The sequence below is a fragment of the Martelella sp. genome, from assembly GCF_984369615.1.
This window is the reverse complement of the sequence record NZ_CFHTCS010000100.1, coordinates 4,435-12,632: the sequence shown is the minus strand read 5'-3', so window position 1 is coordinate 12,632 and position 8,198 is coordinate 4,435. Positions and strand designations below refer to the sequence as shown.

8 protein-coding genes and 1 pseudogene are annotated in these 8,198 nt (G+C 62.5%); 7 read left to right on the top strand and 2 right to left on the bottom strand.

The genetic code is table 11. The features are described 5' to 3' along the window. On the bottom strand, positions 1-358 hold a 358-nt coding region (locus AC5DC2_RS10325; protein ID WP_491698409.1), incomplete at its 3' end, for a L,D-transpeptidase. 56 nt (positions 359-414) lie between these two features. Next, positions 415-747, bottom strand: a complete 333-nt coding sequence (locus tag AC5DC2_RS10320; RefSeq protein WP_491698408.1) for a hypothetical protein — start codon at positions 745-747, stop codon at positions 415-417. Positions 748-1,201: 454 nt separating this feature from the next. Between AC5DC2_RS10320 and AC5DC2_RS10315 the strand changes: the two genes are divergently transcribed. The 7 genes and pseudogenes from AC5DC2_RS10315 to AC5DC2_RS10285 form a co-directional block, all read left to right on the top strand. Next, positions 1,202-2,014: a ZIP family metal transporter gene (locus AC5DC2_RS10315; protein ID WP_024706470.1), complete on the top strand. Its 813-nt coding sequence runs from the start codon at positions 1,202-1,204 to the stop codon at positions 2,012-2,014. Further along, positions 2,004-2,969, top strand: a complete 966-nt coding sequence (locus AC5DC2_RS10310; protein WP_024706471.1) for a cation diffusion facilitator family transporter — start codon at positions 2,004-2,006, stop codon at positions 2,967-2,969. Before AC5DC2_RS10315 ends, AC5DC2_RS10310 begins: the two co-directional genes overlap by 11 nt. After that, positions 2,941-3,303, top strand: coding sequence for a SpoIIAA family protein (locus AC5DC2_RS10305; protein WP_024706472.1), 363 nt, complete (start codon positions 2,941-2,943; stop codon positions 3,301-3,303). The genes AC5DC2_RS10310 and AC5DC2_RS10305 overlap by 29 nt, the downstream gene beginning before the upstream one ends. Then, positions 3,285-4,352: pseudogene (locus AC5DC2_RS10300) on the top strand (cytochrome c oxidase assembly protein). The gene AC5DC2_RS10305 and the pseudogene AC5DC2_RS10300 overlap by 19 nt, the downstream one beginning before the upstream one ends. Continuing rightward, positions 4,349-5,344 carry a cytochrome c oxidase subunit II gene (coxB, locus tag AC5DC2_RS10295; protein WP_024706474.1) on the top strand — a complete coding sequence of 332 codons (996 nt, stop codon included), beginning with the start codon at positions 4,349-4,351 and terminating at the stop codon, positions 5,342-5,344. Before AC5DC2_RS10300 ends, coxB begins: the two are co-directional and overlap by 4 nt. After that, a complete protein-coding gene (ctaD, locus tag AC5DC2_RS10290; protein ID WP_061449947.1) occupies positions 5,341-7,887 on the top strand; it encodes a cytochrome c oxidase subunit I in 2,547 nt (848 codons plus the stop codon). Before coxB ends, ctaD begins: the two co-directional genes overlap by 4 nt. Before the next feature lie 9 nt (positions 7,888-7,896). Then, positions 7,897-8,198 (top strand): hypothetical protein (locus AC5DC2_RS10285; protein ID WP_491698407.1); only part of this gene is annotated, 302 nt, incomplete at its 3' end.

The window sequence follows — 8,198 nt, the reverse complement described above, 5'->3', positions numbered from 1 at the left end:
GCACACCCTTGGCGAAACGTCCGTACTTCTTCGGATTGCGTCTGATCATGTTTGCTGTAGGAGTCCACGATGGCCACTTGGCTTTTCGTCCCACCTCCGCTTGTCCGCGGAAAGCCAGGCCGGACCGCCCAACGCCCACCCCGTAACGGCGCGCCATGTCTGTCTCGAGTTGCAAATATAGGAAGTGGTTTTTCGGGTCGATAATTATCGTACCGGGCTCGTAACCGCTAAAGCTGGTACTTTGTGGCTCGAATTTCTCGTCCAGTTTGAACTTGTCGTCATGGGCGTAGGCGGGAAGCCCACAGGAGGTGGCAAGGCCAGCGCCAATGCCAAACAGCAGTCCTCTTCTCGAAATCATGTTTCACACTCACGTCGTTGAATTTTCCGATTAGCGCAGAATGCGCATTTGGACATTCAAGCGTGAGCGTCTGGCGGTCGCGGGACCACGTATCCTATGTCGAAGAGAAGCAAGGCTTTGAAGCTGGCGTCATACTCCTGCGCCTCATGCATGATTGGCGAAACATTTGAGACCGCAAATATCGCAAAGTGCATCTGACAGTGCGCGGAAACTTTGTTTCCGCTTTTCTCACCCAGTGGGATCTCGCCTGAACCAAGCGCACCTTCACTGTCGGTTGAATTGCACCCGACCGTGTCACCGGCGATTTGGCAGATAGGCAACACATCCACAGCATTGGCCGGGTGCGCCAGCGCTGGAAGCGCCAACAACAATGCTGCAACAAAGGTCAACACGCGAGTCATCAGGCCTTTGTCACTTCATTGGCGCGGTTTGTCTATATGACCGCTGATTAATTTTTTGTGATGAATACGGGCATTCTACACTCTCCCCGTGTTACGGACGTTGCTATGCGGCATCATCTTTTTTTGGTTGATGTCGATCCTACGTCGATGTTTGATTCAAAACTGTCCGGTGCCGGGAGCAGGGTTATCTCAGCGGACGGTACAGTGACCGCGGAACCCGTCTTGCACTCCGGTGGCTCGGCGAAACTCAAGGGTTCCGGGATTCGATATGTGGTCACTGCAGCACCTGCGCCGGCAGTCGGGCATGTTCCTTTTACCAACACGGTGGAACAAATCATGTCCCGCTAAGTTTGCCTCCCAAGGACGCTTCAGTGTGTGATGCGCGCGAAGCGGGTGTGTGGGACGGAGCAAATGCGAACGGCAGCATTGTGAAGGAGCGGTGGTGAATAACCTGTGGCTGGTCATTGGCCTCGCGCTTCTGCCTGGGCTCGGAAATTTCGCCGGCGCAATGGTTGCCGAATTCGTCCGGACATCGCCACGACTTCTTAACTTGGCGCTGCATGCGGCGTCGGGCATCGTCATCGGCGTGGTGGCCATCGAGCTGATGCCCGAGGCACTTGAAAATCTCGCCGGCTGGTGGATTGCCCTGGCGTTTGCAGCAGGGGGAGCGGCCTATATCAGCGCCGGGACGCTGATCGGGAAGATGAAGCCGTCGGAGAAGAGCGGCGGCAGCACCGGTATGTGGATGATTTATGTTGCCGTAGCTGTCGACCTCTCCGGTGATGGCTTGATGATAGGCTCCGGCACTGCGGTTGGTGCCTCGCTCGCCGTTGTGTTGGCAGCGGGGCAGGTACTGGCCGACTTTCCGGAGGGATACTCGGTCGTGGCAAACCTCAAAGAAAACGGCGTGTCGCGCAAGCGGCGGATCGCGGTCTCGTTGTCATTCCCTCTCTATTGCCTCGGAACGGCTGTACTTGCATGGTTGCTGCTGCGAAGCGCGCCGGATGCAGCGAAATACGCCGCGCTGAGCTTCGTCGCCGGGCTCCTGTCGGTCGCAGCAGTCGAGGACATGCTCGAGGAAGCACACGAGGCCGCGACCGACAACCGCCTCTCGGCACTGGCCTTCGTCGGCGGCTTCGTTCTCTTTACCCTGGTTTCCGCCGGTCTGGAGACAGTCATGGCCCGCGGTGGCGGATCGACCGGCCAGAGCAGTTCAGGGATCGAGCAAAGCAGGACATATGCAAATGCCTCATGACCATAGCCATGGCCATATCGACCCGCAATCGGGCGACCGGCGGGTCTCCATCGCGATCTGGGCCAACGGCGTCCTGACCGCCGCACAGATTGTCGGCGGAATTCTGTCCGGCAGTCTTGCCCTGATCGCAGACGCACTGCACAACTTCTCCGACATGGCGTCGCTGCTCATTGCCTTTGCCGCACGCAAGATTTCTCGACGGCCCCCGGACGAGCGCATGACGTTTGGCTATGGCCGCATCGAGATCGTCGCGGCGCTGATCAACTACACCACGCTTGTTCTTGTCGGCTTCTACCTGATCTATGAGGGAGGAATGCGGATGATCGACCCACCCCAGGTCCAGGGCTGGACTGTCGTCATACTGGGCGCTGTCGCACTCGCGGTCGACACGCTGACAGCGATGCTCACCTATTCGATGCAGAAAGGCAGCGTGAACATTCGCGCGCTTTTCCTGCACAATCTCTCGGATGCGCTGGCTTCCGTCGCGGTCATCATCGGCGGCGCCCTCATCATCCTCTATGACATGCGCTGGGTCGACCCAGCGATCACCATCGGCATCGCACTTTATATCCTCTATCTTGCCATAACAGAGATCGGCACTCCGATCCGGACGCTGATGCTCGGCAGCCCGCCGGAGATCGACGGCGGCGATGTCGTCAGAACCCTGCGCGGCGTCGAGGGCGTCGGAGATGTCCACCATGTGCATCTCTGGCAGATGCAGGAGCATGAGGCGGCACTCGACTGCCATGTCGTCGTGACTGCCGACGATTGGTCGCGGCTCGAGGCCATCAAGAACGAGATCAGGGACAGGCTGAACGATCGGTTCGGCATCGCGCATTCCACCCTTGAATTCGAGCATGAGAACCGAGCGCACGAAAATGCTGACCTCTATGGTCACGGCAATCCCGAGGAACAGGAGGAAGACCATGTTCACCGAGACGCGGACAAATCGTGACGACGTCATCGCAATCGCCTGCGAAGGCGAGCTCAGCGAAAGCGATCTTGAGCGGATGCACGCGTTGCTGCACGAACGGCTCACATCTGTAGAGAAGCCCGGCCTCGTCGTCGATCTGACGAATTTCCAAGGGTACACGGGCCTCGCTGCAATGCGAGAAGACTTCAAGATGGACACCGCCCATCGAAACGATTTCTCCCGCATCGCCGTTGTCGGCGAGGCGGCGTGGCAGCACTGGGGAACCACCCTCGCGAAGGCCTTGACCCGTGCCGAGATGCGCTGGTTCGACGCAAGCGCACTGGACGTGGCCGCGGAATGGGCGGGCGGGGTGTGACGCGACCGCCACCCTCCTGCCGTGCCCACGGCTTCCGTGGCCGCGCAGGCCGGCTTCCAACCCCTCTCCTGTCCGGGGCAGTCGCAGCCTTTCGGCTCTCCTCGCGCGGGCATGTGCCGGGAGCGTGGCTCACTGTCGGCTTCTGCGTTGCGGCCATGGTCGCCTCCAGCGCTCGCGCCCATACCGAGGGCGCGCCGATATCGCCACACGACTTCTGGACCGCATGGTCGCTGCAACTCACTGTCGTGGCGCCGATCGCGGTGGCGCTGCTGCTTTACGGGCGCGGCCTGCACCTCGCCTGGAGCCGCGCCGGCATCGGCAGAGGTACAGCCGTTTGGCAGGCTGGGCTGTTTGCGCTCGGGCTGACCGCACTCTGGGCAGGCCTCGTCTGGCCGCTCGACGCCATCGGCGAGAGCCTCTTTTCCGCCCACATGGCGCAGCACATCGTGCTGATGGGTGTGGCCGCCCCGCTCCTCGTGCTGGGTCTTCCGATGCCGACGATGATCCGGTCCCTGCCGAGAGAATGGCAACGCGGGCTGGCGCTGGCGGTCCGCTGGCAGCCGTGGCGCAGGTGCTGGAAATTCCTCATCCGCATTGATGTCGCAACCATTCTGCAACTGCTCGTATTCACCTTGTGGCACATTCCGGCGGCGATCGCGCTGTCGCTCGAAAATGATTTCGTGCACTGGCTGATGCACGGCTCGATGCTCGCCGCAGGACTTCTGTTCTGGACGGCCATTCTGCGCATGCGAAGCGACGAGTTCGGATCGGCGATCCTGGCTCTGTTTGTGAACTTCAAGTTCTCGCTTGTCCTGGGTGCGCTGCTTGCCTTCTCCTCACGTGCCTTTTACGAAAGCTAGCTGGATCGCGGCCTCCCCTGGGGCGTCACTCTTTTGGAAGATCAGCAATTCGCGGGCGTCCTGATGATGGTTGTCCAGTCAATGATGTATCTGCTGGCCCTGGTCATCCGGGTAGCTCTTCTGCTCCGCTCGCCCGACAGCCGCGTTGCAACCAGGTTGACGCCGCAGACCGAAGGCCTCTCCCGATGACGAGACCCGGATTCCTCGCGGCGGCGCTGATGATCGCCCCCCTCGCCGGCTGCCAGGGCGCGCAATCCGCCTTCGATCCGGCGGGTGTCGAGGCGGAGCGCGTGCTCAACCTGTTCTGGATCATGCTGGCCGGCGGCACCGCCATCTGGATCGTCGTGATCGGCGTCAGCTACTATGCCGCCAGGGGCAAGTCCGGGCCCTATTCGGACAAATCCGGCATTCGGCTGATCGTCTGGGGCGGCTGCGTCTTTCCGGCCGTGGTCCTGGCGGGGCTGCTCTGGTGGGGTCTGACGATGATGCCGGAACTGCGGCGCGCAGCTGACGGACCCACCATCGCCGTCTCCGCAGAACGGTTCTGGTGGCGGGTGGCCTATGCCGTCGAGGGCGAGCCCGGCGTTATCCGCAAGCTGCCGCGTGGCGGCGTCCCGAGCGCGAACGAGATCTGGATTCCGCTCGGCAAGCGCACCGAGATCCTGTTGAGCAGCCCTGATGTCATCCATTCCTTCTGGGTGCCGCCCCTCGCGGGGAAGATGGACGCCATACCCGGCCGGGTGAACCGTCTGGTGCTGGAGCCCACCAGTCCCGGCGTCTTCAATGGCGCCTGCGCCGAGTACTGCGGTACGGCTCACACCTATATGGGATTCCGCGTCGTCGTTGTGCCCGAGGCAGAGTTCGAAGCCTACGTCACGTCGCAGGCGCTCCCCGCCGCAGTGGTTGACGGTCCCGGTGCCGGATTGTTCCTGCAGAACGGCTGCGCCGCCTGCCACACCGTGCGCGGCACCGCCGCGGACGGTGCCGTCGGACCCGACCTGACCCATGTAGCGAGCCGGCGCACAATTGCCGCGGGCCTGCTTCCAACAACCGTGGAAAATCTGGTGGCGTTCATCCGCTCGACCGAGCACATCAAGCCGGGCGTGGAGATGCCGGCCTTCGGTATGCTCCCCGAGGAGGAGATCACCGCAATCGCGCAGTGGCTGGGGACGCTCGAATGACCGACACGACGGACAAATCATCCACTGTGCCCGATCAGGAAGACGATGCGGTCCGTCGCGCGCAGGAGGACCGGCTGCGCGAGGTCTGGGCGGCACCGAAAGGCTGGCGCTACTGGTCGGCCGTCAACAATACCGAAGTCGGCATCTGGTACACGGCGCTATCCTTCATCTTCATGCTGATTGCCGGCGTGCTGGCGCTGATCATGCGGGCGCAACTGGCGGTGCCGGAGAACAACCTCGTCACGCCCGACTTCTACAACCAGGCGTTCACGCTGCATGGCACGGCGATGATGTTTCTCTTCGCAGTGCCGATCTTCGAGGCGGTTGCGATCATCCTGCTGCCGCAGTTGCTCGGCGCACGCGACCTGCCGTTCCCGCGGCTTTCGGCGTTCGGGTTCTGGTGCTTCCTCATCGGCGGCGTTTTCGTCATGGGCTCGATCTTCTTCGGCCAGGCACCGAGCTCGGGCTGGTTCATGTATCCGCCGCTGACAACGGAGGAGGAATTCACGCCTGGCTACGGACCCGACATCTGGCTGCTCGGCCTGTCGTTCATCGAAATCGCCTCCCTCGCCGCGGCGGTCGAACTGATCGTCGGAACTCTGAAATGCCGGCCGCCGGGAATGCGGCTCAACCTGATGCCGCTTTACACCTGGTATGTTCTGGTCGTCGCCGGCATGATCCTGTTCGCCTTTCCGCCCCTGATCGCCGGCGACATCCTCTTCGAACTCGAACGGTTGTTCGACTGGCCGTTCTTCGACCCCAGTCGCGGCGGCGATCCGGTCCTGTGGCAGCACCTGTTCTGGATCTTTGGCCATCCGGAGGTCTACATCGTGTTCCTGCCGGCGATCGCGCTTGTCGCCATGATCGTGCCGACCTTCGCGCAAAGGCCGATCCTCGGCTATTCCTGGATCGTGCTCGCCGCGGTCGGCACCGGCGTCATCTCGTTCGGCCTGTGGGTGCATCACATGTACACCACGGGACTGCCCTCGATCTCGCTCGGCTTCTTCTCGGCTGCGTCCGAAGCGGTGGCGATCCCGACCGGCGTGCAGATCTTCGTGTTCATCGCGACGCTTCTGACCGGTCGGGTAATCCACTCGGTGCCGATGCTGTTCGTGTCCGGGGCGCTCGCCAATTTCGTGATCGGCGGGCTTACCGGCGTCATGGTGGCGCTGGCGCCGTTCGACTGGCAGGCGCACGACACCTATTTCGTCGTGGCGCACCTGCACTACGTCCTGATCGGCGGCATGCTGTTTCCGGTCGCCGCAGGCGTCTATTACTACTGGCCACTGGTCAGCGGCCGGAAGCTTTCCGACAGGCTCGGCCGGATCGCGTTCTGGATGATGTTCGCTGGCTTCAACCTCGCTTTCCTGCCGATGCACTACTCCGGCCTTGCCGGCATGCCCCGGCGCGTCTGGACCTATCCGGAAAGTCTTGGCGTAGGCACCGCCAACATGATCTCGAGCGTCGGCGCCTTCGTCTTTGCCACCGGGATCCTGATCATCGTCTGGGACGTGCTGCGCCCGCGCGGCAACGAGCCCTACGCGAAACGCAATCCCTGGAACGCTGGCACGCTGGAATGGCTGGTCGAGATGCCGGGCGAGAGCTGGGGCGTCCGCTCCATTCCGGCCGTCACCTCGCGCTATCCGATCTGGGAGCAGCCGAATTTCATCGATGACGTCGACAAGGGAAGGTTCTACCTCCCCGACGCTGCGGAGATGAAGCGCGAGACAATCATCACGTCGGTCCTCGATGGCAAGCCGCTGCAATGCCTGCGCGTACCGGGTCCGAGCTTCATGCCGATGATAGCCGCGGTCTTCACCGGAGCCGTGTTCATCTTCGCGACCTTCCATTGGTGGGCAGCGACGATCGTCGGGATGGGGCTGTCGACGATCTCGATCATGGTCTGGCTCTGGCGCGGCACCGCCGTGATCCCGGAGAAACCGGAGAAGGACGTTGGCCTCGGCCTGAAGCTGCCGCTCTACAAGTCCGGGCCGCATTCGGTCGGCTGGTGGGCCATGTTCATCATGATGATGGGCGACGCAACCGCGTTCCTCGGCCTGGTCTTCGGCTACTACTACTTCTTCACCATCCATGCGGATTTCCCGCCGCCGGCGACGGTCGGTCCCGGCGTGCTCTGGCCCAGCGTCGCTTTCGGCCTTTTCGCGGTCGCCTGGGCGGCGGCGCTCGGCGCACGCCTATCGAATCAGGCCGGCCGCGTCGGGCGCGCCCGGGCACTCATGGCGGCGGGCGCACTCGTTGCCCTCGCCGCAAGTGCGGCGCTGCTCTGGGGACCATATGTCACGGGGCTCCGCCCCACGGCGCACGTCTATCCGGCGACGGTCTGGGTTATCATCATCTGGACCGCCGCGCACGGCGTCGCGGGAAGTCTCATGCTTGGATACTGCCTCGCCCGCTCGCTGGCGGGGCGGATGACGCCAGCGCACGACATCGATATCTTCAATGTCGCGCTCTACTGGCACTTCGTCGGGCTCACGGTGATCGTCACAGTAGGGACGCTCGCCTATCTCCCCGTCCTGATGTGAGGGCGATACATGCAGGTATTCGGCAAGACGCAAGACAACCTCTGGACCCTGGTGGCCGCGCCGACCATCTGGGGCTTCCATTTCCTGTTCAGCTATTTTTTGGCGGCTTACCGATGCGCGCCGAATGATGATGTCTTCAGGAACATCGGCGGCACGCGAATGGCGATTGCCGGAGTCACAGCCGTCTGCCTGCTGCTGATCCTGCTGATTGCTCGCCGCGCCTGGCGCGAATGGCGCGCCGATGGCGGCGGCTATAGCAACAATCAGGACACGCCCGAGGCGCGTGAGCGCTTCCTGGAATTCTCGACGCT

What these genes read in the sequence shown, in the direction of transcription:
- ctaD (WP_061449947.1), top strand. Translation starts at nt 5,341, where the DNA reads ATGACCGACACGACGGACAAATCATCCACTGTGCCCGATCAGGAAGAC.
- AC5DC2_RS10310 (WP_024706471.1), top strand. Translation starts at nt 2,004, where the DNA reads ATGCCTCATGACCATAGCCATGGCCATATCGACCCGCAATCGGGCGAC.
- AC5DC2_RS10305 (WP_024706472.1), top strand. Translation starts at nt 2,941, where the DNA reads ATGTTCACCGAGACGCGGACAAATCGTGACGACGTCATCGCAATCGCC.
- coxB (WP_024706474.1), top strand. Translation starts at nt 4,349, where the DNA reads ATGACGAGACCCGGATTCCTCGCGGCGGCGCTGATGATCGCCCCCCTC.